The organism is Enterobacter sp. MGH119 (assembly GCF_001037675.1).
In the GTDB taxonomy this organism is placed as follows: domain Bacteria; phylum Pseudomonadota; class Gammaproteobacteria; order Enterobacterales; family Enterobacteriaceae; genus Enterobacter; species Enterobacter hormaechei_C.
The window spans coordinates 2,103,104-2,124,336 of record NZ_KQ089929.1; the positions used below are offsets into that span (position 1 = coordinate 2,103,104).

Here is a 21,233-nt window from a genome sequence, read left to right on the forward strand (position 1 = left end):
TTTTTAAATGGCACGCCCTGTAGGATTCGAACCTACGACCTACGGCTTAGAAGGCCGTTGCTCTATCCAACTGAGCTAAGGGCGCACGGAGAAGAGTGTACTTCGCGGTGGTGAAACGCCTGGAATTATACGGTCAATGCGTAGTGAGTCAATGCCTTTTCCGCCTTCTCTGGCGATAATGACTAGCTGATTGTAAATACGGCTGTTTTTTCAACATTTATCCCTCTTTTACGGGCTGCGAAAAGGCTTAGCCGCTTTTAAGTAACGCCTGCTGTTTTCCTGTTTACTTCACCTTCACACTGTCCTGCGGTATCCCGGCCGCCTGGAGGCTGGAAGTGAACAGGACGACGGAGTGACAGCGCCAGAGCAGACAGGTTTTCCCTCGTGCGTGCAGCACATCTCACACGACATTACAGGCATTAAGCTTGAACCTATTGTCGCCCTCTCCTCTTCACGCGCGGTGGGAGCCGAAGTGCTCAGCGTGCTGTCGCCGCATCAGCAAAGCGAAAGCTTTTTCCAGGACTGGTCAGCCACCCGGGCGCTTGTGTTGCTGGAAGCACAGATCGCCGCGTTAAAAAACCCCTTCCCTTGTGACAACCTTTTCATAAATTTGCCGATAACCGTTCTGACCATACCGGAAATGTTCCAGCGTTTACTGCAACTTAACAGCCCACCGCTGAACATTGAACTCGTGGAACCTGCCTCGTTCTTTTCACTCTCAGACCCGGTACGTCAGAGGGTGAGTTGTGCGCTTCAGCAGTTGACCGCGCGGGGACACCGGATCTGGCTGGACGATATTGATGAAGCGTCAGGGCAAGCATTTTTATCCTGTCGCCTGCCGTTATGCGGAATAAAAATCGATAAGATCGCTTTCTGGCGTTTACGTGAAACGCCGGCGCTGACACAGCTGGTCACCCTTTGTTCAAAAATTGCTGCGAATGTGCTTATTGAAGGCATTGAAACAGAACGGGACCGTACATGCGCGCTTCATGCTGGCGCGCGCTTCGGTCAGGGATATTATTGGCCATCCTGGAGATGGCAGGAGGACTGAACGGTCATCGCCAAGAGGGAAGCTATGCGAATGACAGTACGCCGTTACCGGCGTCGTCGGACAGGAAGTGATTCACTGGGTTCTACGCACTCGCCTTTTGCTCTCCCATTTTTTGATCGTCTCGAATATTTGAGCCAGTCAATCAACCAGACCCGCAAAACCGATGCTCCCTTTATCATTCTGGTCACACAGGATAATTATTTCCGTTCCGGTTTTCTGAGCGGGCAGTCGCCCCTGAGCAATTGCTGCGACTATTCCACGCTGGATGCCGCTCTCAGTGATTTAAATCACTGGCCTTCATCGCGTCTGGTAGTTGACATTGAAAGCCGCGCCTCGCCGCTCATTGACCTGCTGGACCGATTACGCCGCCACAGCCTGTTCGCCCCCTACCTGACACCCTACCTGCTCGTCCGCGCCGATGATTATGATGCTCGCCTGTTTTGTAAAGCGGCTGGCCCTTTTCATGTGCTTGAACGCCAGCTTACGGCGTTGGCTATGCAACAAACCTTGCTGGAAGCACCGGCACCCGCCGGCAACCGCAAAGAGTGGTTTTCACGGGATGAATGGCCGATCTTACAGGCGCTGTCACAGGGTAGCTCCTTGCGTCAGATCGCGCAGTTACAGAACCGCCCATATAGCCGCATTATTTACCGTCTCAGCTGCATCCTGGCGAAACTTGGACTGAATCATCGTCATGAGTTGCTACATCTTCTCAACAACCTCTCAGATTTCACGTATTAACGTATTCAGTAACTTCTTAATTCCTAAAGACCTTTAGGAAATTACTTAGGATACATGTTAAATTTTTGTGTTTTTTAACAAAACTTTCGATTTTATAACTATTCCTAATTCTTGACCTTAAACCATGCGAAATGCTGCTGGTACGCTCAACGAGAGTGATTTTATCCATGCGTTAAGGTTCTGGCGCTTCCGTTAACAGGATGATAATGGTGTAAAAACAAGCGATTTACCTGTAAAAGAATGCGATGAGAGGTGAAGAAAACAGCAGATAGTGCTGTTCTGTTGTTGGGAACGGCAATTTGCCAGGAGACGTTTGAAACGGAGAGATGACGCACGAAATGGCGGATTTCAGGGATGGCGGGCAGGCGGGATGCTGGTTGTCACAGCCCGCTCACTGTTAACATTCATTTAACATACAGTAAAATCGTTTATTTTTTGTTATTACATAAAGATGAAAGTGTGTGGTAAATGCAATATCAGGACATTTTTGCTAATTTTAAAAAGTTAGTGATTCAGATCCAGAACATAATAATCAGCAATATATGGATATTAATTTACAGGCTTTTCGGACAATACTTAAACGGTATAATAAGACGTGTTTGACACGCGAATAAGAAAAATCATTTTGCCATAACCAGCCTTATGAGATAACTGCGCTGAGGCATTGATATCACCACTACGTAAACAAGGATGCTTTCGCTCTTCCCAGGGACATTTACCGTACAAGGATCTGCGCAATTATCCTTCCGGCTTTTCGAGAGTTTTAACAAAACTCAGCATAACGCTTTTAACAATCTGAGGCATAAAAAATGAAACCGGCATCCGTTATCATTATGGACGAACACCCTATCGTCAGAATGTCGATAGAAGTCCTGCTACAGAAAAATAAAAACATCCAGGTCAAACTGAAGTCAGGCGACAGCCACGAAGTGCTTGACTGTATACGCAACCACCCCATTGACCTGGTCATTCTCGATATTGAAATGACGGGCACGGATGGGTTCGTATTACTGAAAAGAATCAGGAACTTAAATAAAGACATTAAGGTTCTTTTCCTCTCTTCAAAATCTGAAGCCTTCTACGCAGGACGCGCCATCCGCGCCGGGGCAAATGGTTTTGTCAGTAAGCGAAAAGATCTGGGGGAAATTTATAACGCGGTGGAAATGATACTGACGGGCTATTCTTTCTTCCCTTCAGAAACATTAAGTTTTATAAACCATCTGGGGTCGCGGACGGGCGCCGCTGTTGATATGCCATTATCGAATCGTGAAGTGACGGTTCTGCGATATCTGGCGAACGGATTATCTAATAAGGAGATTGCGGATCAATTATTACTTAGCAACAAAACAATTAGTGCCCATAAGTCTAATATCTTTTCCAAGCTGGGCGTGCAAAGTATCGTTGAATTAATTGATTACGCGAAAGCGCACGAATTACTGTAATCCCTCTCTCTCCCTGCAACATATAATCGTCACAGGGAGAGTGGATACGATTAATTATAATTGATCATGAACGTTGCATCGGCGTCAGCCCGGCCCGGCTGCGGATTATCCGCCGTGGCGATATAATTGGCATAAAACGACAGTTCTGCATTTCCCTGCGCATCCACCGCCACCGTCTGGCTGGCCTGCTGCAACGCGAGGCGCGTTTTATCCCGGTCAAGGATCTCCACGGCCACGTTGCTGGCCGCGCTGGCATCATTCAGCGCCAGCAGGCTGTTATCATGCCCGTCCATCTTCCCCGTAAATGTGACCGAAGCTGCCCCCGGCGGGCATCCGGTCAGCTTCAGGGTGAACGGCACAGGCTGCGTCCGGCTCCCCGTTGTGCGGAGCTGTTTCGTGGGCCAGGTGCCGAGCGTGACGGTTTTATTGCTGTCGTCCCCCTCCGCCACGCAGGTAAAATCCACGATATTGCCGTAGAGCTGAATGTTAATTTCCCCAAGCGCCGTCTCTGCGTGTGCAGGGGAGCAAAGCGCAAAGAGCGCGACGGCTAAATACCGTATTCCGTTTCGCATATCTGCTCCTTAGTCGTAGTCGACGCGTAAATAGCCGCGAGAGGTAAAACGCCCCTCGGCAGGTTTTTTACCGGTCACGCTGACGGGCCACGCGCGGATCCCCACCTGTGCCTGAGCGCTGTCGTCCAGACGGAACGGGATTTTGCTGGTCAGGTTGTTGGGCGTCAGCGGCACGCCATTACTGTTGGCAATCACAAAACCCACATCCGCGTTATCGGAAACCAGCGTACTGCCTGAAACCTTCTCCGCTTCAACACGCATCGTGAGCATGGCGTTCGCCTCGACGTTGGTGCATTTTATGCCGATGGTTTTGCTTTGCGCTGAGATCCCCTCCGGCTTATTCCCGATGCCCGCTTTACTGAACAGGGAGGCGCCGATGTCTCCGAAATCGAACTCCACCACATTCCCGGCATTAATTTCACAGCTCTGAGGCACCTGAATGGTCCCGCTGTAGCTGATGGTATAAACCGGCGTGGTGAGCGGATCCGAGGAGGTCGTGGTGACGTAAACCCGGAACATGGTCGCCCGGGGGATCACTACCATATTGATAAAGCGTCGGGTCACCTTAAGCCGGAAGACGAGGCTGGAATCCTGTACACCAAACGGTTTGTTTTTAGACACGTTCGGATGGCTCCCCATCTGAATGTACTTTCTGGGTGGATAGAAGGTGCCAGCGTAGCTGTCGGTGATTTTCATCGCTCCGTCCAGATAGTCGTTAAGCTTCAGATACTGGTAGCCATCGCTGGTGCCCGTGACCGGGAAATCGGTAACATAGCTGCGCTTGGTGGTGTTCCCGGACGTTCCCTTAGGACAGACGGCGTTAACACCCACCCACTGAGACTTCTCGCTGAGTGTGACAATCTGCCCCACCTGGTTATTGGAGCTGTTGAATTTATCCGTCAGGTCGTAATACACCTCCGTCGGCACGCCATTTTCATTGACGCAGACGGTGGCGAACGCCTGAGATAGCGGCAAAAATGCCAGCAGGGATAGCCCCAGATAATGGATTTTATTCACAGCGGATCCCCTTAAGTGTGATCGCCTGTTGCAGGCTCTGTTCTGGCAGGCTGTAGGGCGCACGACACTGGGACTGCTTCCCGTCTCCCCACTGAATCAGCAGCTCCCCGCTCAGTGGCAGCCCGCTCAGGTAAATCTGACCGTCATCTCCCACCATGCTGGTTACGCCGCTCTGCGTCTCACGCACCACCGCCCCAAACGGCACAGGCTGGTTATCACGCTTAACGGTGAGCAACGCGCGCACGCCGATGCGGGTGTCAAAACTGGCGCGCACCAGCGCACCGTTCGTCGGCACGACGCTGGAAACGTTATTTTCAATGTCGGTGTTGTTGCTCATGGTGTTAGTGTCGAGCGCCACGCGGTTGTAACGGTACACCGTGGCGTACGGCATCACCGCATAGCCACGCCAGTCTGTTTTGACGCCGGTCTGGTTTTCGACGCTCACGCCTGACGCGCCCGGCGCTTTGATCAAGACGTTGGTATCGCCCAGCGGCTGACTGAATGTGATGCCGTCTGAATGCCCTACCACGCCGCCGGAAAGCTGCCAGTTGAGGTCGTGCTGATCCCGCGTGTAGTTGTAGCCCACGCCCAGCGTACCGTACGTTGCCTGCCAGTTAGCGCTGGCGCTGCCGCTGGCACCGTTATTGCTGGTGTGGCCCTGCGTAACGCTGTAGTTCAGGTTACGATCTTTTAGCAGCGTTCCGCTTATTCCGGTCTGCCAGCTGGTATCACCGTTGCTGTTTCGGCTGGAAGAGGCCGTGGCATAGGCTCTGTCGATCGCGCTATCGCGACGGTAGCCGTGACGGGTGAACAGGCTGAACGGTACGGAGACGTTGAAAGAGGCGATACGGTCGGTTCCATCAATGCCGACGGCCTTGTTCCACGACCAGGATAAGGCGTAGCTGACCCCTTTCACCCCGCCCGCGTAGCCGAGCTGATACCAGACGTTGGATTCGCTGGTGCCCCAGTAACTTTGCTGGCTGCCCGACACGTACACCGAGCCGTAATCGCCAAGAGACTGGGAGATATTGAGCTGGAAACGCCCTTTTTTATTCAGCGTCAGGTTGTGATAGCTCTGCACGTCCGGCACGCCGTCATCGTCCTGATCGTCGCCATACTGGTAGCCTTCCATTGTGCGCCAGGCCACATCGTCGAGGGTGTAGAAGCCTTTGGTCGAGTAGCGATAGCCCAGCAGCTGGAAGTTGGTACCGAATCCGTTAAGGGATTTTGCGTACAGGAACCGCAGGGACTGCCCTTCATGGCGGCTATCATCGGCAAGCTGGCTGCGGGCATGGGTGAGATCAAGTGAAACCGCCCCCCAGTCACCGAGGTTTTTACCCGCGCCAATGGCGATGGCGGTATAGCGCGAGGCCAGCTGCGTTCCGCCGTACAGCGTGTAGCCGTCGGCAAGACCCGCAATCATCGTACCCTGAGTAAAGAACGGCGTGTCCTGCTCGCTGTTGCCGCTGCGATAGTCCCCTGCCACCAGATCGTATTTCCAGCGTCCTTCACGCTGGAGCAGCGGAACGGTGGAATACGGGACGGTGTAGCGCTGCTGGCTGCCGTCCTTCTCTTCCACCGTCACCTCCAGGTCACCGCTTGAGGAGGTCGGGTTAAGATCAGTTATCGCAAAAGCCCCCGGCTGCACGTAGCTCTGGTAAATCACGTATCCGTTCTGGCGGATCACCACTTTGGCGGGGGTGCGGGCGATTCCGCGCACGGTAGGCGCGTAGCCTTGCAGGCTGTCCGGGTACATACTGTCGGACGAATAGAGGCGACCACCGCGAAAACCGACGCTGTCGAAGACATCGTTACCGGTGTTGCTGTCACCCAGCACCAGCTCGCTTTTCAGCGGGATGATCGTACGCTGCGCCCAGGTACCAATATTTTGCCAGCTGCTGTGCCGCTGGCCGTTGCTTTCGGTATAACGCCACGCGCCGTTATTGCGTAATCGCCAGGCGCCATAGTTCAACCCGCTTTGCAGGTTCAGATAGTAGCTGTCGTCGTCGCTGCCCCGGTTGCCGGTAAAGCTGTAGTTCAGCAGCGCGGCAGGGATGCCTTCATCCCACTGTTCAGGCGGAATATATCCGCGGGCGCTGTTTTGCATCGCCACCTGAGGCAGGCTGACGTTCAGGCGCAACGAGGCGAAGTTGAACGCCGCTTCGCTGCCCGGAATAGCCGTTGTGAGCGGAACGCAGGTATCGCCCTGCACGTTGCTCAGTTCCGGGAAGGCGGCGATATTGACGCCAAAGCGATCGAGCATCGCGCGCGTAATGCACGGCGACAAACCGCCTGCGACCGGCGGCGTGTTGTCAGCTTGCTCAAACCGCACGTCCTGCGTGCCGATAAACTCATCGTTACGCCAGATATCGACGCGATAGACGCCCGGTGCCTGCTGGTGGCCTTTTTCAAAACGCGACAAATCCGCGACGTTCGCCGTGTCATCGGAGAGAAACGCCGGGTTAAAGTAGCTTTCGCCCCAGCCAGCGAGTGGCCAGAGCGTTGCCATCAGTGCCAGCGCAACCGGGCAGTAACGCCATTGAGTGTTCATCGCCCTGTCTCTGCTCACAGGCTGACGCTACGCGCCGGCGTAATGGCGCCATAGTCATTCACACTCTGCCAGGAGAGCGTGCCGCTCGTAGCGGCAGGCAGCACCTGCTGCGCCGAGCTTTTAGGAGCAACCATCAGGTTATCCAGCGTCTGTCCGCCGAGCTTCAGATTGACCAGCGTGACGTAATACGGTGAGGCATTGCTCACCTTAAGATGGTTGCCGACGCGCTCAAAGCGCAGCTGTGAGAGCGCCTCTTCCGGCGGCATCGCCAGGTTAGCCGGGCGAACAAACAGCTTGATACGTGACAGAATAGCCAGTTGCAGGACGTTGTTGCCGTCCTGATGTTTTTTGCTGACGGAGGGAATCGCTTTGACGTTCATGTAAAAGAGCGATTCGCGATCGGCAGGCAGCGCCGGGCCTGCGTAGATAATGCGCAGGGTGTTTTCGCTGGCCGGCTCGCTGACAAACAGCGGCGGCGTGACGGCAAAGGTTTTTTCCTTTTGCCCGTTGGCATTTTCTATCCACGCGTTAATTAAATAGCGCTCTTGTTTATTGCTGTTGGTGATCGCCAGCGACGTTTGTTTGGCATCGGCCGGATAAATAACGCGCGTCGCGCCCAGCGCAATTCCGCCGGACGCATTCGCGCTGGCAGAAACCATCATCAAAATAAAAGATAAAAACAGTCCAGGTTTAATCAGGGTGTTCATCACAACCGTACCTTTAATAATTAGTTCGCAGGCGTCAGGGATAAATCAACGTAAACCAGACATTCGACTGAATAGTGCCTGGTACAAGGTGTTCGGAAATTGCCCGGTAGCGGGCGCTGAAATGAAATACCAGCTCGCGGGTGTTAATGGGTAACCAGCTCACCGCCGTCGCGTTCGGGATGATCTGACGTTGCTGTTCGTCAAAAAGCGCCAGCCCGACACCACTGCTGACCGCATTTTCCCCCGGCCGCGATGTCGCCAGGAAAACCTGCGGGTCTTCTGCCGGTGTCACTCCCTGGAACTGGATCCCCACGGTGCGGGAGACGTCCACGCTGCAATCCAGCAGACGTACGGTGAACGGCACATTAACCGTGGAAAAGCTGCCGACGCCGGAAAAGGCGTTTGTGCGGTATTGCCCCATATCCACGCGCATATTCTGGCTGTCCGGAGCCACGGCGCAGCCGCCGTTAACCAGCTCTCCCCTGAGGTGTACTTTGCCGCCGTCAATAACCACGGTATGTGCGTTTACCGCTGGGGCAATCGCAAGGGCGCACAGCAGTATCCCAGTCCTTGTCATCCTTCGCTCCCGGTATAGGCGATCAAAAGACCTCTTCCCTGAGGCCAGCCACATCCCTGTACTCAGGCATTACTCGTATTTCATTACGAATGTTGCGTCCGCGTTTGCCTGGCCTGGCTCGGTGGTCGCCGCCGTGGCTTTATAGCGCGCGGTGAAGTTCAGGGTGTTAGTCCCTTCAATCAGGTTCTGCGCCGCAGAGAAGGTTGCACCGTCCGGGGTCAGCGTGGAGGATTTGCTGTCGAGGATCTCAATACCTACGCCCTTCGCGGAGTTGTCGTTGTTACCGGAGCTTACCGCCAGCAGCGTTTTGTCGGTGGCGTCGATCTGGCCGGTAAACGCGACAGCAGCGGTTTTCGCTACCGCAGGATCGCAGTCGTTCAGTTCGATGGTGAACGGAATATTGGAGGTGGTGTCACCCACTTTAGTGAATTTCGCGGTACGGTACTGGCCAAGATTAACCGTCTGCTCTGAAGAGTCAGTATTCACTGAACACGCGGCATTCACTAATTCACCTTTAAAATGCACCGTACCACCGTTTACAGATACAGGCGCTACCGGATCTTCTGCGTGAGCGGCACCCGCGACCAGGGCCAGAGTTGCAATAACAGTAGAAGCAATGTTGCTGAGTTCCATGTCTATTCCTTTAAAATGTAAATAACCCTTCCCGCGCATATTCGGGAATAAGAAATACGTTCAATTAAAAAATTGAAGGCTTATTTCGGAGAGGACAAAGTAGCTCAGGAATCTATTTTGTAATATGTCAAAACGCTGCCATTTAGCCAGGTCACATCCTAATCACCTCTAAGAAATTGACCATGCCCTGAGAAGGGATTTTGCGGGACATCGATGAAATCTCGTAAAGGGTGACTGACAGCGGCGCTCGCTTCTGACAAAATACAGGCAATCCCCCCTTTCTAACGTTACAGACGGAATCTTCTCTCTGATGGCAGCAAAGATTATTGACGGTAAAACGATTGCGCAGCAGGTGCGCTCTGAGGTTGCGGAAAAAGTGAAGGCGCGTAAAGCCGCCGGATTTCGCGCCCCCGGGCTGGCCGTTGTGCTGGTTGGCAGCAACCCGGCTTCGCAAATTTATGTCGGCAGCAAACGCAAAGCGTGTGAAGAGGTGGGGTTCGTCTCCCGCTCTTACGATCTGCCGGAAACCACCAGCGAAGCGGAACTGCTGGAACTGATCGACACCCTGAATGCCGATAAAGAGATCGACGGCATCCTGGTTCAGCTGCCGCTGCCTGCGGGCATCGACAACGTGAAGGTGCTGGAGCGTATCGCGCCGGACAAAGACGTTGACGGTTTCCATCCGTATAACGTAGGCCGCCTGTGCCAGCGCGCGCCGCGCCTGCGTCCATGCACCCCGCGCGGCATCGTGACGCTGCTGGAGCGTTATAACATCGATACCTATGGCCTGAACGCCGTGGTGATTGGCGCCTCCAACATCGTGGGCCGTCCGATGAGCATGGAGCTGCTGCTGGCGGGCTGCACCACCACCGTCACCCACCGCTTCACTAAAAACCTGCGTCACCACGTCGAAAACGCCGATCTGCTGATCGTTGCGGTCGGCAAGCCGGGCTTTATTCCGGGCGAGTGGATCAAAGAGGGCGCAATCGTCGTGGACGTGGGTATTAATCGTCTGGAAAACGGCAAAGTGGTCGGCGACGTGGTGTATGAAGATGCCGCAGCGCGCGCATCCTATATTACTCCGGTCCCGGGCGGCGTTGGCCCGATGACGGTAGCAACACTGATTCAGAATACCTTGCAGGCGTGCGAGGAGTATCACGACGTAGAGGACGCGTAATCATGGCAACTTTTTCTTTAGGTAAACACCCGCACGTTGAGCTGTGCGATCTGCTGAAGCTGGAAGGCTGGAGCGAAAGCGGCGCGCAGGCGAAAATCGTCATCGCCGACGGGCAGGTAACAGTAGACGGCGCGGTGGAAACCCGCAAGCGCTGCAAAATTGTCGCGGGTCAGACCGTGAGCTTCGCAGGTCAGAGCGTGACCGTGACGGCCTGAGCTGTCTGATGCCCTCACCCTAACCCTCTCCCACAGGGAGAGGGGATAAACATCCCCTCACACCCATCACGGTTAATTATCGATCAACTTCAAATAATCACTATTCCCTCTGGCGAAATGTGAAATTTAAGTTGCGCGATTTTCAGACTTTCCCCACGATAAGTAGAACGTTCTACTAAAACGTTCTACTTACAATAACAGCGCAAAAAAAGCGCTACTCGGGGGAAATCAGCATGAGCCTGATATCAGGGTTTGTTAAATCGCTGTCTAAGTTATCGATGATTGGTCGCGCCTTAATGCTGCCAATTTCACTGCTTCCCGCTGCGGGCCTGTTGCTGGCCTTCGGCGATAAGTTCCACTTGCCGCTGATGATGAACGCAGGCGGGGTTATCTTTGATAACCTGCCAATGCTCTTCGCCATCGGCTCTGCCGTCGGACTGGCTTCGGAATCCGGCATTGCCGCTCTCTCTGCGGCGGTCTCCGTGTTTGTCACTAACATCACCATCAGCACCGTGCTGAGCATTACGCCGGAAATGGCCTCCCAGGGCGGGAAATACGCCATGGTCGTCGGCATTCCGACGTTACAGATGGGCGTCTTTGGCGGCCTGATCTGCGGTATTCTTGCGGCCTGGTGTTACAACCGCTTCCACACCATGCAGCTGCCGGAATTCCTCGGCTTCTTCTCCGGCAAGCGCTTTGTGGCGATTGCGACGGCGTTTCTGTCGTTCCTGCTCGGCCTGCTGCTGCCGTACGTCTGGCAGCATATTCAGTCCGGCATCGACGCCCTGTCCGTGGTGGTGAACGGCGATAACCAGGCGGCCTCGACCTTTATCTTCGGGCTGGTGGAGCGCGCGCTGATCCCGCTCGGCCTGCACCACATCTGGTATCCCTCCTTCTGGTATTCGTTCGGGGATTACACTACCCAGGCGGGTCAGGTGATCCACGGCGACCAGACCATCTGGTTCAAGATGCTGGAAGAGGGAGTGAAATCCTTCAGCAGCGACACCTACCAGAACGCCGGGAAATTCATGCAGGGCGAGTTCCCGCTGATGCTGTTCGCACTGCCCGCGGCGTGTCTGGCGATGTACCACGAAGCGCACACGAAGAATAAGAAAATCGCGGCCGGTATTCTCTTCTCCGCCGCCCTCACCTGCTTCCTGACGGGCATCACCGAGCCGGTAGAGTTCACCTTTATCTTCGTGGCGCCGATCCTTTACGTCTTCAACGCCATCATGGCAGGCCTGGCGTACATGACCATGTACCTGCTGCATGCGCATATCGCCAAGTCGTTCTCGGCGGGCTTTATCGACTACCTGTCGTTCGGGATCCTGCCGTCGTTTAACGGCTATCAGACCAACTTCCTGAGCGCCATTATCATCGGCATTCCGATGGCATTAATCTACTACTTCACCTTCCGCTTCGTGATCCGCCGTTTCGACGTGAAAACGCCGGGCCGCACCGAAGTGACCGCCAGCGCGAATGACAAGTCCGATTCCGAACTTGCCACCGAAATCATCGGCCTGCTGGGCGGTGCGCAGAACATTGATTCCGTCGGCTCCTGCATCACGCGTCTGCGTCTGGAAGTGGCGAAGAGCGAAGCGGTGGACCGGGACGGGCTGAATGGGCTTGGCGCGCGCGGCGTGGTGTTCGTGGGCGATAACGGGATACAGGTGATTTTCGGGGCCAGAGCACAGTTTATCGCCCAGACGATGTCCACGATGATTGGCAAATAATAAGATGCCTGAAGGAGGCGTCTCCTGTACGCTGGGGGTCGCCTCTTATCTGGCTGATAATCGGTAAATTTCAGGGAGCGGTTTTGAAGAAAGTCAGCATTATTGATGTCGCAAAGCATGCGGGCGTGTCGGTTTCTACCGTTTCGCTGGTGCTGCGCCAGAAAGGGAAGATCTCAGAGGCGACGATCGGGAAGGTCAATGCCGCCATCACAACGCTGGGCTATGTTCATAACGTCGCCGCTGCCAATCTTCGCGCCAACACCTCCAACTTAATCGGCCTGATCCTGCGCGACTTCAGCGACAGCTTTTCCATCAAGGTGATGGCGAGCATCGTTCAGGAGCTGGAGAAGCAGGGTTATATGGTTTTTCTCGGTCAGCCGCTGAATGACGGCGAACATCTTGAGCGTACCCTGCTCTCGTTTAAGCAGCAGGGCGTGGCGGGCGTCATCTACCTGGCGTCGGACACCCGCACCGCCTCTCTCCCGGAACACATTCGCCACTGCCCGCTGCCGCTTGTGGCGGTTTCGCAGTCGTTGCTGGAAGAGAAATGCAATCTGGTGATGCGCGATAACCGCCAGGCGGCGAACCTGGCCGCGCGTTATCTTATCGAACGCGGGCACCGCACCATCGCCTATATTGGCGGGCGCGACGGGTGCCGTATCCGCGAGCAGCGCCTGCTCGGTTTTCGCAGCGCGATGACGCAGAACGGTCTGATCTGGCGTGAGGAATATTCTCCAGCCTGCACCGATGACACGCAGGCGGCGGCCATGGCGACTCGCCAGCTGCTGGAGAAGAACAATACGATTACCGCCCTGCTCTGCCATTCACCGGACGCGATGATCGGTTCGATCTCAGGTATTCACCAGGTGGGGCGCACGGTGGGTAAAGACGTGTTTTTAACCCAGCAGGTGGCGCTGATTGGTTTTGAAGATATGCTCCACGTTAATCTCACATCGCCGTCATTAACTTACGTTTCGTCTGCCAGCGAAGAGACCGGCCGCCAGGCGGCAGGGCTGATGATCCGCAGGCTGAAAGAGCCGGACCTGCAAACGCAGCGCATAACCCTCTCCGGGCAGCTTATCGCGCGGGAATCGGCGTAAAATCAGAATTTAGCATGGGTCTTTTAGCGCGAGATGACTGCTATATTTCCATGATTTGCCATGGATAAATGCAATGCCTACCGTTATCACCCACGCTGCCGTACCTCTGTGTCTGGGCTTAGGGCTCGGAACCAACGTCATCCCACCCCGCCTGCTGTTTGCCGGGATCGTCCTCGCCATGCTGCCCGATGCCGACGTACTGGCGTTTAAATTCGGTGTTGCCTACGGGAATATTTTCGGCCATCGCGGTTTCACTCATTCGCTACTGTTTGCCCTGGTGGTGCCGATACTCTGCGTGCTGGCAGGTCGACGATGGTTCAGGGCCAGCCTGACGCGCTGCTGGCTGTTTTTAACCGTGTCGCTGCTGTCGCACAGCCTGCTGGATTCGATCACCACCGGCGGGAAAGGCGTCGGCTGGCTGTGGCCCTGGTCAGATGAGCGCTTCTTTGCGCCGTGGCAGGTGATCAAAGTCGCGCCGTTTGCGCTGTCGCGCTATACCACGCCATACGGGCATGAGGTCATTATCTCGGAACTGCTGTGGGTGTGGCTGCCGGGGATGGTGCTGATGGGGATGTTATGGTGGAGAAAACGTGCGCGCTGATGCCCTCACCCCGGCCCTCTCCCACGTAAAGAGGGAGAAAACCTAACAATTCCCTCTCCCTGTGGGAGAGGGTTAGAGTGAGGAGAAAATTACTTACGACGCCAGGTGGTTCCCTGCGGGCCATCTTCCAGAATAATGCCCATCTCGGTCAGACGGTTACGCGCCGCATCCGCCGCCGCCCAGTCTTTCGCCTGACGCGCTTCCAGACGCGCTTTAATCAGTGCTTCAATTTCCGCCACTTCGCCGTCGTCCGCCTGCGCGCCGCTTTGCAGGAACACATCCGGCTCCTGCTCCAGCAGGCCGAGCACGGAAGAGAGCTTACGCAGATGAGACGCCAGCGCATTGGCCGCCGCCATATCTTCTGACTTCAGGCGATTCACCTCACGCGCCATGTCGAACAGCACGGAATAGGCTTCAGGGGTGTTGAAGTCGTCGTTCATGACCTCAACGAAGCGGGCTTCAAACGCCTCGCCGCCTGCGGCTGGAACAGACTTGTCGGTGCCGCGCAGTGCGGTATACAGACGCTCCAGCGCAGCGCGCGCCTGCTTCAGGTTCTCTTCGCTGTAGTTCAGCTGGCTGCGATAGTGGCCAGACATCAGGAAGTAACGCACGGTTTCCGCGTCGTAATACTTCAGCACGTCGCGCACGGTGAAGAAGTTACCCAGCGATTTCGACATCTTCTCGCGGTCAACCATCACCATCCCGGAGTGCATCCAGTAGTTCACGTACTCGCCGCCGTGAGCACAGGTGGACTGCGCGATTTCGTTTTCGTGGTGCGGGAACATCAGATCCGAACCGCCGCCGTGGATGTCGAAATGGTTGCCCAGCTGCTTGCAGTTCATCGCGGAACATTCAATGTGCCAGCCCGGACGCCCTTCGCCCCACGGGGATGGCCAGCTTGGTTCGCCCGCTTTGGACATCTTCCACAGCACGAAGTCCATCGGATTACGCTTCACGTCAACCACGTCCACGCGCGCACCGGCCTGGAGCTGGTCCAGATCCTGGCGGGAAAGCGCACCGTAGGTTGGGTCCGTCGGCACCGAGAACATCACGTCGCCGTTGTCCGCCACATAGGCGTGACCACGCTCGATCAGCTTTTGGGTGATATCAATGATTTCATGGATATGGTGGGTCGCACGCGGCTCGCTGTCCGGGCGCAGAATATTTAAGGCGTCAAAATCCTTGTGCATTTCGGCGATCATGCGATCCACCAGCGCGACAAAGCTTTCGCCATTTTCATTAGCACGTTTAATGATTTTGTCGTCGATGTCGGTGATATTGCGCACATACTTCAGGTTGTAGCCCAGGAAGCGCAGGTAGCGTGACACCACGTCGAACGCGACAAAGGTACGGCCATGGCCGATGTGACAGAGATCGTAAACCGTAATACCACACACGTACATGCCGACTTCCCCGGCATGGATAGGTTTAAATTCCTCTTTTTGGCGCGTCATTGTATTAAAGATTTTTAACATCGAAGATTCCATGTAAACACGTGTGTGGATTGTTTGTTCCTTATAATACCCATAATTCGGAGTACGGTCAGCACACAATGCAAGGTGATCGAGTCTTGTGGTTATGCTATAACAAGCCCCTATATGTGACCCGAGCACGGGTCGACGCACCACAATAACGGAACAGGATGCAAAAATGGTTACTTTCCACACTAATCATGGCGATATCGTAATCAAAACCTTTGATGACAAAGCGCCTGAAACAGTTAAAAACTTCCTGGACTACTGCCGCGAAGGTTTCTACAACAACACTATTTTCCACCGTGTGATCAACGGCTTTATGATCCAGGGCGGCGGTTTCGAGCCTGGCATGCGCCAGAAAGAGACGAAAGAAGCGATCAAAAACGAAGCGAACAACGGCCTGAAAAACACCCGTGGTACGCTGGCAATGGCCCGTACTCAGGCGCCACATTCTGCAACCGCACAGTTCTTCATCAACGTAGCGGACAACGACTTCCTGAACTTCTCTGGCGAAAGTCTGCAAGGCTGGGGCTACTGCGTATTCGCAGAAGTGGTTGAAGGGATGGACGTGGTCGACAAGATCAAAGCCGTTTCTACTGGCCGCAGCGGTATGCACCAGGACGTTCCTAAAGAAGACGTTGTGATTACAAGCGTGACCGTCAGCGAGTAATTCGTGGCGACACTCTTTATTGCGGATCTACATCTGCAAACAGAAGAACCGGCGATAACCGCCGGTTTTCTGCGTTTTTTACGCGGTGAAGCGAAAAACGCCGACGCGCTGTACATTCTGGGCGACCTGTTTGAGGCCTGGATTGGCGACGACGATCCGAACCCGCTGCACCGTGAGATGGCTGCGGCCATTAAAACGCTGGTGGATTCCGGCGTCCCCTGCTATTTCATTCACGGCAACCGTGATTTCCTGATCGGCCAGCGCTACGCCCGCGAGAGCGGCATGACGCTGCTGCCGGAAGAGCAGGTGCTAAACCTCTATGGCCGCAATATTCTGATCATGCACGGCGACACGCTCTGCACTGACGATACCGGCTACCTGGCGTTTCGCGCCAAAGTTCACACCCCGTGGATCCAGAAAGTGTTCCTCGCCCTGCCGCTGTTTATTCGCAACCGCATCGCCGCCAGAATGCGCGCGGGCAGCAAGGCCGCCAACAGCAGCAAATCGATGACCATCATGGACGTCAACCCGCAGGCGGTGGTGAAGGTGATGGAGAAGCATCGCGTTCAGTGGCTGATCCATGGCCATACCCATCGTCCCGATGTGCATTCCCTTATCGCCAACGGCGAGCCCGCCCATCGCGTGGTTTTAGGGGCCTGGCACAGCGAAGGATCGATGGTCAAAGTCACGCCGGAAGGTGTTGAACTGATCGCCTTCCCGTTTTAACCCTCCCCGTCTTTTCGCCCATTTCCCGACCACGCAACCGTTTTCCTTGCCGGTATTACATGCTATTCTCTGTGCCCTCGAAAGCAGTGTGTTCCGCACCACAGGAGTTTTAAGACGCATGTCTTCCCGCAATAATCCGGCGCGTGTCGCCATCGTGATGGGGTCCAAAAGCGACTGGGCTACCATGCAGTTCGCCGCCGAAATCTTTGAAATCCTGAATGTTCCGCACCACGTCGAAGTGGTTTCCGCGCACCGTACGCCGGATAAACTGTTCAGCTTCGCCGAAAGCGCCGAAGAGAACGGTTACGAGGTGATCATTGCCGGTGCGGGCGGCGCAGCACATCTGCCGGGCATGATTGCCGCCAAAACGCTGGTGCCGGTACTGGGTGTTCCTGTGCAAAGCGCCGCGTTAAGCGGGGTTGATAGCCTTTACTCTATCGTCCAGATGCCGCGCGGTATTCCTGTCGGTACGCTGGCGATTGGTAAAGCGGGTGCGGCAAATGCCGCCCTGCTGGCCGCGCAGATCCTGGCGACGCATGATAAAGAGTTACATCAGCGTCTGGCGGAGTGGCGTAAAGCCCAGACCGACGAGGTGCTGGATAACCCGGATCCGCGGGGTGCAGCATGAAGCAGGTTTGCGTTCTTGGTAATGGTCAGCTTGGCCGGATGCTGCGTCAGGCCGGTGAGCCGCTGGGTATTGCCGTCTGGCCCGTCGGGCTGGATGCCGAGCCGGAAGCCGTGCCGTTCCATCAGAGCGTGATCACCGCCGAAATTGAACGCTGGCCGGAAACCGCCCTGACCCGCGAGCTGGCGCGTCATAACGCCTTTGTAAACCGCGACGTCTTCCCGATCATTGCCGACCGCCTGACGCAAAAGCAGCTTTTCGACAAGCTCGGCCTCGCGACCGCGCCGTGGCAGCTGCTTTCCGATAAGCGCGAATGGGATGACGTCTTTGCGATGCTGGGAGACCTGGCGATTGTGAAGCGTCGCGTCGGCGGCTACGACGGCCGCGGGCAGTGGCGCCTGCGCGCGAACGACACCGCCGAGCTGCCGGATGACTGCTACGGCGAGTGTATCGTTGAGCAGGGCATAAATTTCAGCGGTGAAGTGTCGCTGGTTGGCGCGCGCGGGCATGACGGGCACACCGTTTTTTACCCGCTAACGCATAACCTGCATCAGGACGGGATTCTGCGCACCAGCGTCGCCTTCCCGCAGGCCAATGCTGACCAGCAGGCGCAGGCGGAAGAAATGCTCTCTGCCATCATGCATGAGCTGGGCTATGTGGGCGTAATGGCGATGGAGTGTTTCGTCACGCCGTCGGGTCTGCTGATCAACGAACTTGCGCCGCGCGTGCACAACAGCGGTCACTGGACGCAAAACGGCGCCTCCATCAGCCAGTTCGAGCTGCACCTGCGCGCCATCACTGACCTGCCGCTGCCGCAGCCGGTGGTGACCAGCCCGTCGGTGATGATCAACCTGATCGGCACCGATCTGAACTACAACTGGCTGAAGCTGCCGCTGGTGCACCTGCACTGGTACGACAAAGAGGTACGTCCGGGGCGTAAGGTCGGCCACCTGAACCTGAACGATACCGACACGGACCGCCTGAGCGCTACGCTGGAAGCGATTGTTCCCCTGCTGCCGCCAGAATACGCGAGCGGCATTGTCTGGGCGCAGTCAAAACTGAAGTAAGTATCCCCCGCCGGGGAGTTGACCTTCCCCTTCCCCGGCGTACAATTCCCGCCCATTGCTGCTCAGTTTTCTTCTGGAATCACCATGAACGATGGAACGGACTATCGCGCGATCCTCGCGTCCGATACCCCTTTAATCGACGTTCGCGCGCCGATCGAATTTGCCCAGGGTGCGATGCCCGCCGCACTCAACCTGCCCTTAATGAACGACGACGAGCGTGCCGCCGTCGGCACCTGCTATAAACGCCAGGGTCCGGACGCCGCGCTGGCGCTCGGCCATAGCCTGGTCAACGGCGAGACGCGAGAGGCGCGCATCAACGCCTGGCGGGAAGCCAGCCTGGCCCATCCTGAGGGCTACCTTTGCTGCGCGCGCGGTGGCCAGCGCTCACACATCTCCCAGGCCTGGCTGAAAGAGGCGGGAATCGATTATCCGCTGATCCGCGGCGGCTATAAGGCCCTGCGTCAGACGGCGATTCAGGTGACCATTGAGCAGTCACAAAAACCGATGGTGCTTATCGGCGGCTGTACCGGAAACGGTAAAACGCTGCTGGTTAAGCAGCATGCGCAGGGCATCGATCTGGAAGGGCTGGCGCACCATCGCGGCTCATCATTTGGTCGCACGCTCACCCCGCAGCTTTCCCAGGCCAGTTTTGAAAATCACCTTGCCGTCGAACTGCTAAAAAAAGACGCCGCGCGCTGGGTGCTGGAAGATGAAGGCCGGATGATTGGCTCTAACCACCTGCCGGAATGCCTGCGCGACCGCATGGTTGACGCCCCTGTCGTTGTCGTCGAAGACCCCTTTGAAGTCCGCCTGGAGCGCCTGCGCGAAGAGTATTTCGACCATATGTGGGCCGATTTTTCTGCTGCCTACGGCGAGAAAGCGGGCTGGAAAGCGTATAGCGAATATCTGCATCACGGCCTGTACGCCATTCGTCGCCGTCTGGGACTGCAACGCTTCGCGGAATTTACCGCCCTGCTGGATGCCGCGCTTGTCGAGCAACAGCGTACTGGCAGCACTGACGCGCACTTCAGCTGGCTTGTGCCGCTGCTGAAGGATTATTACGACCCGATGTACGGCTATCAGCTGGAGAAAAAGGCGGAGAAGATTGTGTATCGCGGGACGTACGAAGAAATTGCTGAGTGGCTCGATCGCTGAAAAATAAAGCCGGGTGGCGAGGTAAAAGCAAAACGGCAACCTGGGTTGCCGTTTTTAATGTTTTTTCCCTCTCCCCGTGGGAGAGGGTCAGGGTGAGGGCATCAGGCCGCACCCTACATGACAACTTAGAAGTCGTAACGCAGACGCACCAGGTTCATGTCGCCCAGGTTGTCGGTGCTGGAGGTGAACACGTGTTCGTAATCCACGCGGAAACCGTAATCCAGCTGGAAGCTGATACCCACACCGTTGTCGATGCGCTGGTAGTTACGGCCATTCACGTACTCGATACGGTCGCCCATGAAGTACGGCTGGATGGATTTCACCGCATACTGACCAACAGGGAACTTGTAACCCGCAAAGTATTCAATACCCCATGCATCACCGGCGAAGTAGTCGTTAACGGACACTTTTTTGGTGGTCAGGAAGTTTTGATACCAGCCGCCGCCTGCGGAGAAGGTCCAGTTATCCGGCGTCCAGCTCAGGGCGGTACCAAGGATGTTCTGGTCGTAGGATTTGCTGTCGCCGTTGTCCGGGTTACGCATGTCCGCGCGGGTGTAGTTCCACGCTGCGCCCCAGGTCAGATCGGTGGTCAGGTGATAATCGATACCCAGTGAACCGCCGCCTTTACGCTTGTAGCGCAGGCCGTTGCCCGGCAGGTATTCGCTGTCTTCAAACAGGTAAGAGGCGTAGATGTCAGCATCGCCCACGGTTTTCTTGTACTTCAGCATCTGGCGTGAACGGTAAGAGCCGTCGTAGTCGCCATTAATCCCGTTACCTGGCGCCTGACCAATCATGTCGTAGTCCCAGATATCGGTTTTTGCGCCCACCACGTCATAGTACACGCTGTTCTGCTGGCCGAAGGTCAGCGTACCCCAGGTGTCGCTCTTCAGACCGGTGTAGAGCATACGGCGTGAAGTATCGTGCGCGCCGTCGGCGTAGTGGTTATCCCAGTTAAACTGCGCCGGAATGTTCACACCCAGCTCGTAGTAAGTGATCCAGCTGATGTCATCGAACAGGTAGTAGTCTGCCGCGAAACGGAAGCGGGTACCGCCGTCAAAGCCGTTGCGCTTGTAGCCGTTTTTGCCGTCATCGCCGGTCATGTTCTGGAACTGAGGACGAATACTACCGCCAACGGTGAAGTTCAGGCGGCTCAGCGGGTTACCCGCCTGCGGATCCTGTTTCAGAAGAGTGATTTCCGCCTGGGATGCGAAAGAAGCCAATGCCACTGCTGCGCCGATCGTTGTCGCCAGCGCTGTTTTTCTTATAGTCATTCTTTTTCCTTGATAGACACGCTACTAAATATTTAGCTGGTGAATATTAACCGGAAAAATTCGGGCTGTGTGGGCGGGTTTTTAATGTTTTGTGCTACTAAATGCAGGGACATTAACGATTTGTGCC

General features: G+C 55.7%; 21 protein-coding genes and 1 tRNA gene. 13 read left to right on the forward strand and 9 right to left on the reverse strand.

Annotated elements, in window-relative coordinates:
- Positions 1–8: 8 nt before the first annotated feature.
- Positions 9–85, reverse strand: a tRNA-Arg gene (locus SK53_RS10075).
- A 303-nt stretch (positions 86–388) separates the two neighbouring features.
- Here SK53_RS10075 and SK53_RS10080 point away from each other — a divergent pair.
- The 3 genes from SK53_RS10080 to fimZ all read left to right on the forward strand — a co-directional run bounded on the left by SK53_RS10080 (position 389) and on the right by fimZ (position 3,234).
- A complete protein-coding gene (locus SK53_RS10080; protein ID WP_032608685.1) occupies positions 389–1,051 on the forward strand; it encodes an EAL domain-containing protein in 663 nt (220 codons plus the stop codon).
- Between the two features lie 24 nt (positions 1,052–1,075).
- Positions 1,076–1,792 (forward strand): helix-turn-helix transcriptional regulator, encoded by a 717-nt coding sequence (locus tag SK53_RS10085; RefSeq protein ID WP_022650524.1) that lies wholly within the window; start codon positions 1,076–1,078, stop codon positions 1,790–1,792.
- A gap of 809 nt (positions 1,793–2,601) precedes the next feature.
- On the forward strand, positions 2,602–3,234 hold the full coding sequence (gene fimZ, locus SK53_RS10090) for a fimbria biosynthesis transcriptional regulator FimZ (protein WP_003858901.1): 633 nt from the start codon (positions 2,602–2,604) through the stop codon (positions 3,232–3,234).
- A 50-nt stretch (positions 3,235–3,284) separates the two neighbouring features.
- Here fimZ and sfmF read toward each other — a convergent pair whose 3' ends face one another.
- The 6 genes from sfmF to fimA form a co-directional block, all read right to left on the reverse strand.
- A complete protein-coding gene (sfmF, locus tag SK53_RS10095; RefSeq protein WP_023315556.1) occupies positions 3,285–3,806 on the reverse strand; it encodes a fimbria assembly protein in 522 nt (173 codons plus the stop codon).
- A 9-nt stretch (positions 3,807–3,815) separates the two neighbouring features.
- Positions 3,816–4,823 carry a type 1 fimbria D-mannose specific adhesin FimH gene (gene fimH / locus SK53_RS10100; protein ID WP_003858903.1) on the reverse strand — a complete coding sequence of 336 codons (1,008 nt, stop codon included), beginning with the start codon at positions 4,821–4,823 and terminating at the stop codon, positions 3,816–3,818.
- Entirely contained in the window at positions 4,816–7,374 is a 2,559-nt protein-coding gene (locus SK53_RS10105) for a fimbrial biogenesis usher protein (RefSeq protein WP_022650523.1), read from the reverse strand. Before SK53_RS10105 ends, fimH begins: the two co-directional genes overlap by 8 nt.
- Positions 7,375–7,388: 14 nt before the next feature.
- Positions 7,389–8,081, reverse strand: a complete 693-nt coding sequence (fimC, locus tag SK53_RS10110) for a type 1 fimbria chaperone FimC (RefSeq protein WP_022650522.1) — start codon at positions 8,079–8,081, stop codon at positions 7,389–7,391.
- A gap of 34 nt (positions 8,082–8,115) precedes the next feature.
- Positions 8,116–8,658, reverse strand: a complete 543-nt coding sequence (gene fimI, locus SK53_RS10115) for a type 1 fimbrial protein subunit FimI (protein ID WP_003858910.1) — start codon at positions 8,656–8,658, stop codon at positions 8,116–8,118.
- A gap of 69 nt (positions 8,659–8,727) precedes the next feature.
- Entirely contained in the window at positions 8,728–9,291 is a 564-nt protein-coding gene (gene fimA / locus SK53_RS10120) for a type 1 fimbrial major subunit FimA (RefSeq protein ID WP_048209236.1), read from the reverse strand.
- Positions 9,292–9,601: 310 nt separating this feature from the next.
- Between fimA and folD the strand changes: the two genes are divergently transcribed.
- The 5 genes from folD to SK53_RS10145 all read left to right on the forward strand — a co-directional run bounded on the left by folD (position 9,602) and on the right by SK53_RS10145 (position 14,117).
- Positions 9,602–10,468 (forward strand): bifunctional methylenetetrahydrofolate dehydrogenase/methenyltetrahydrofolate cyclohydrolase FolD, encoded by an 867-nt coding sequence (gene folD / locus SK53_RS10125; RefSeq protein ID WP_006809817.1) that lies wholly within the window; start codon positions 9,602–9,604, stop codon positions 10,466–10,468.
- 2 nt (positions 10,469–10,470) lie between these two features.
- Complete coding sequence (gene ybcJ / locus SK53_RS10130) at positions 10,471–10,683, forward strand: ribosome-associated protein YbcJ (RefSeq protein WP_022650521.1); 213 nt, start codon at positions 10,471–10,473, stop codon at positions 10,681–10,683.
- Positions 10,684–10,916: 233 nt separating this feature from the next.
- Entirely contained in the window at positions 10,917–12,416 is a 1,500-nt protein-coding gene (locus SK53_RS10135; RefSeq protein WP_003858916.1) for a PTS transporter subunit EIIC, read from the forward strand.
- Between the two features lie 83 nt (positions 12,417–12,499).
- A complete protein-coding gene (gene malI, locus SK53_RS10140; protein WP_022650520.1) occupies positions 12,500–13,516 on the forward strand; it encodes a Mal regulon transcriptional regulator MalI in 1,017 nt (338 codons plus the stop codon).
- A 73-nt stretch (positions 13,517–13,589) separates the two neighbouring features.
- A complete protein-coding gene (locus SK53_RS10145) occupies positions 13,590–14,117 on the forward strand; it encodes a metal-dependent hydrolase (protein WP_022650519.1) in 528 nt (175 codons plus the stop codon).
- A gap of 89 nt (positions 14,118–14,206) precedes the next feature.
- Here the strand turns inward: SK53_RS10145 and cysS are convergent, their stop codons facing one another.
- A complete protein-coding gene (gene cysS / locus SK53_RS10150) occupies positions 14,207–15,592 on the reverse strand; it encodes a cysteine--tRNA ligase (protein WP_022650518.1) in 1,386 nt (461 codons plus the stop codon).
- Positions 15,593–15,767: 175 nt separating this feature from the next.
- Between cysS and ppiB the strand changes: the two genes are divergently transcribed.
- From ppiB to mnmH, 5 genes are all read left to right on the forward strand, one after another.
- A complete protein-coding gene (gene ppiB / locus SK53_RS10155; protein ID WP_000256009.1) occupies positions 15,768–16,262 on the forward strand; it encodes a peptidylprolyl isomerase B in 495 nt (164 codons plus the stop codon).
- 3 nt (positions 16,263–16,265) lie between these two features.
- Positions 16,266–16,988 (forward strand): UDP-2,3-diacylglucosamine diphosphatase, encoded by a 723-nt coding sequence (gene lpxH / locus SK53_RS10160; RefSeq protein WP_022650517.1) that lies wholly within the window; start codon positions 16,266–16,268, stop codon positions 16,986–16,988.
- Positions 16,989–17,106: 118 nt separating this feature from the next.
- Entirely contained in the window at positions 17,107–17,616 is a 510-nt protein-coding gene (purE, locus tag SK53_RS10165) for a 5-(carboxyamino)imidazole ribonucleotide mutase (RefSeq protein ID WP_003858921.1), read from the forward strand.
- Positions 17,613–18,680, forward strand: a complete 1,068-nt coding sequence (gene purK, locus SK53_RS10170) for a 5-(carboxyamino)imidazole ribonucleotide synthase (protein ID WP_003858922.1) — start codon at positions 17,613–17,615, stop codon at positions 18,678–18,680. The genes purE and purK overlap by 4 nt, the downstream gene beginning before the upstream one ends.
- An 84-nt stretch (positions 18,681–18,764) precedes the next feature.
- Positions 18,765–19,835, forward strand: a complete 1,071-nt coding sequence (mnmH, locus tag SK53_RS10175; RefSeq protein WP_022650516.1) for a tRNA 2-selenouridine(34) synthase MnmH — start codon at positions 18,765–18,767, stop codon at positions 19,833–19,835.
- 125 nt (positions 19,836–19,960) lie between these two features.
- On the opposite strand, the gene SK53_RS10180 is transcribed toward mnmH, so the two are convergent.
- Positions 19,961–21,106 carry a porin gene (locus SK53_RS10180; RefSeq protein ID WP_022650515.1) on the reverse strand — a complete coding sequence of 382 codons (1,146 nt, stop codon included), beginning with the start codon at positions 21,104–21,106 and terminating at the stop codon, positions 19,961–19,963.
- Positions 21,107–21,233: the final 127 nt, after the last annotated feature.

Bases quoted from the DNA above. Each gene is read 5' to 3' on its own strand.
- SK53_RS10085 (WP_022650524.1), top strand. From the start codon at position 1,076: ATGCGAATGACAGTACGCCGTTACCGGCGTCGTCGGACAGGAAGTGAT.
- fimZ (WP_003858901.1), top strand. From the start codon at position 2,602: ATGAAACCGGCATCCGTTATCATTATGGACGAACACCCTATCGTCAGA.
- sfmF (WP_023315556.1), bottom strand. From the start codon at position 3,806: ATGCGAAACGGAATACGGTATTTAGCCGTCGCGCTCTTTGCGCTTTGC.
- SK53_RS10105 (WP_022650523.1), bottom strand. From the start codon at position 7,374: ATGAACACTCAATGGCGTTACTGCCCGGTTGCGCTGGCACTGATGGCA.
- fimC (WP_022650522.1), bottom strand. From the start codon at position 8,081: ATGAACACCCTGATTAAACCTGGACTGTTTTTATCTTTTATTTTGATG.
- fimI (WP_003858910.1), bottom strand. From the start codon at position 8,658: ATGACAAGGACTGGGATACTGCTGTGCGCCCTTGCGATTGCCCCAGCG.
- fimA (WP_048209236.1), bottom strand. From the start codon at position 9,291: ATGGAACTCAGCAACATTGCTTCTACTGTTATTGCAACTCTGGCCCTG.
- folD (WP_006809817.1), top strand. From the start codon at position 9,602: ATGGCAGCAAAGATTATTGACGGTAAAACGATTGCGCAGCAGGTGCGC.
- ybcJ (WP_022650521.1), top strand. From the start codon at position 10,471: ATGGCAACTTTTTCTTTAGGTAAACACCCGCACGTTGAGCTGTGCGAT.
- SK53_RS10135 (WP_003858916.1), top strand. From the start codon at position 10,917: ATGAGCCTGATATCAGGGTTTGTTAAATCGCTGTCTAAGTTATCGATG.
- SK53_RS10145 (WP_022650519.1), top strand. From the start codon at position 13,590: ATGCCTACCGTTATCACCCACGCTGCCGTACCTCTGTGTCTGGGCTTA.
- cysS (WP_022650518.1), bottom strand. From the start codon at position 15,592: ATGTTAAAAATCTTTAATACAATGACGCGCCAAAAAGAGGAATTTAAA.
- ppiB (WP_000256009.1), top strand. From the start codon at position 15,768: ATGGTTACTTTCCACACTAATCATGGCGATATCGTAATCAAAACCTTT.
- purE (WP_003858921.1), top strand. From the start codon at position 17,107: ATGTCTTCCCGCAATAATCCGGCGCGTGTCGCCATCGTGATGGGGTCC.
- purK (WP_003858922.1), top strand. From the start codon at position 17,613: ATGAAGCAGGTTTGCGTTCTTGGTAATGGTCAGCTTGGCCGGATGCTG.
- mnmH (WP_022650516.1), top strand. From the start codon at position 18,765: ATGAACGATGGAACGGACTATCGCGCGATCCTCGCGTCCGATACCCCT.
- SK53_RS10180 (WP_022650515.1), bottom strand. From the start codon at position 21,106: ATGACTATAAGAAAAACAGCGCTGGCGACAACGATCGGCGCAGCAGTG.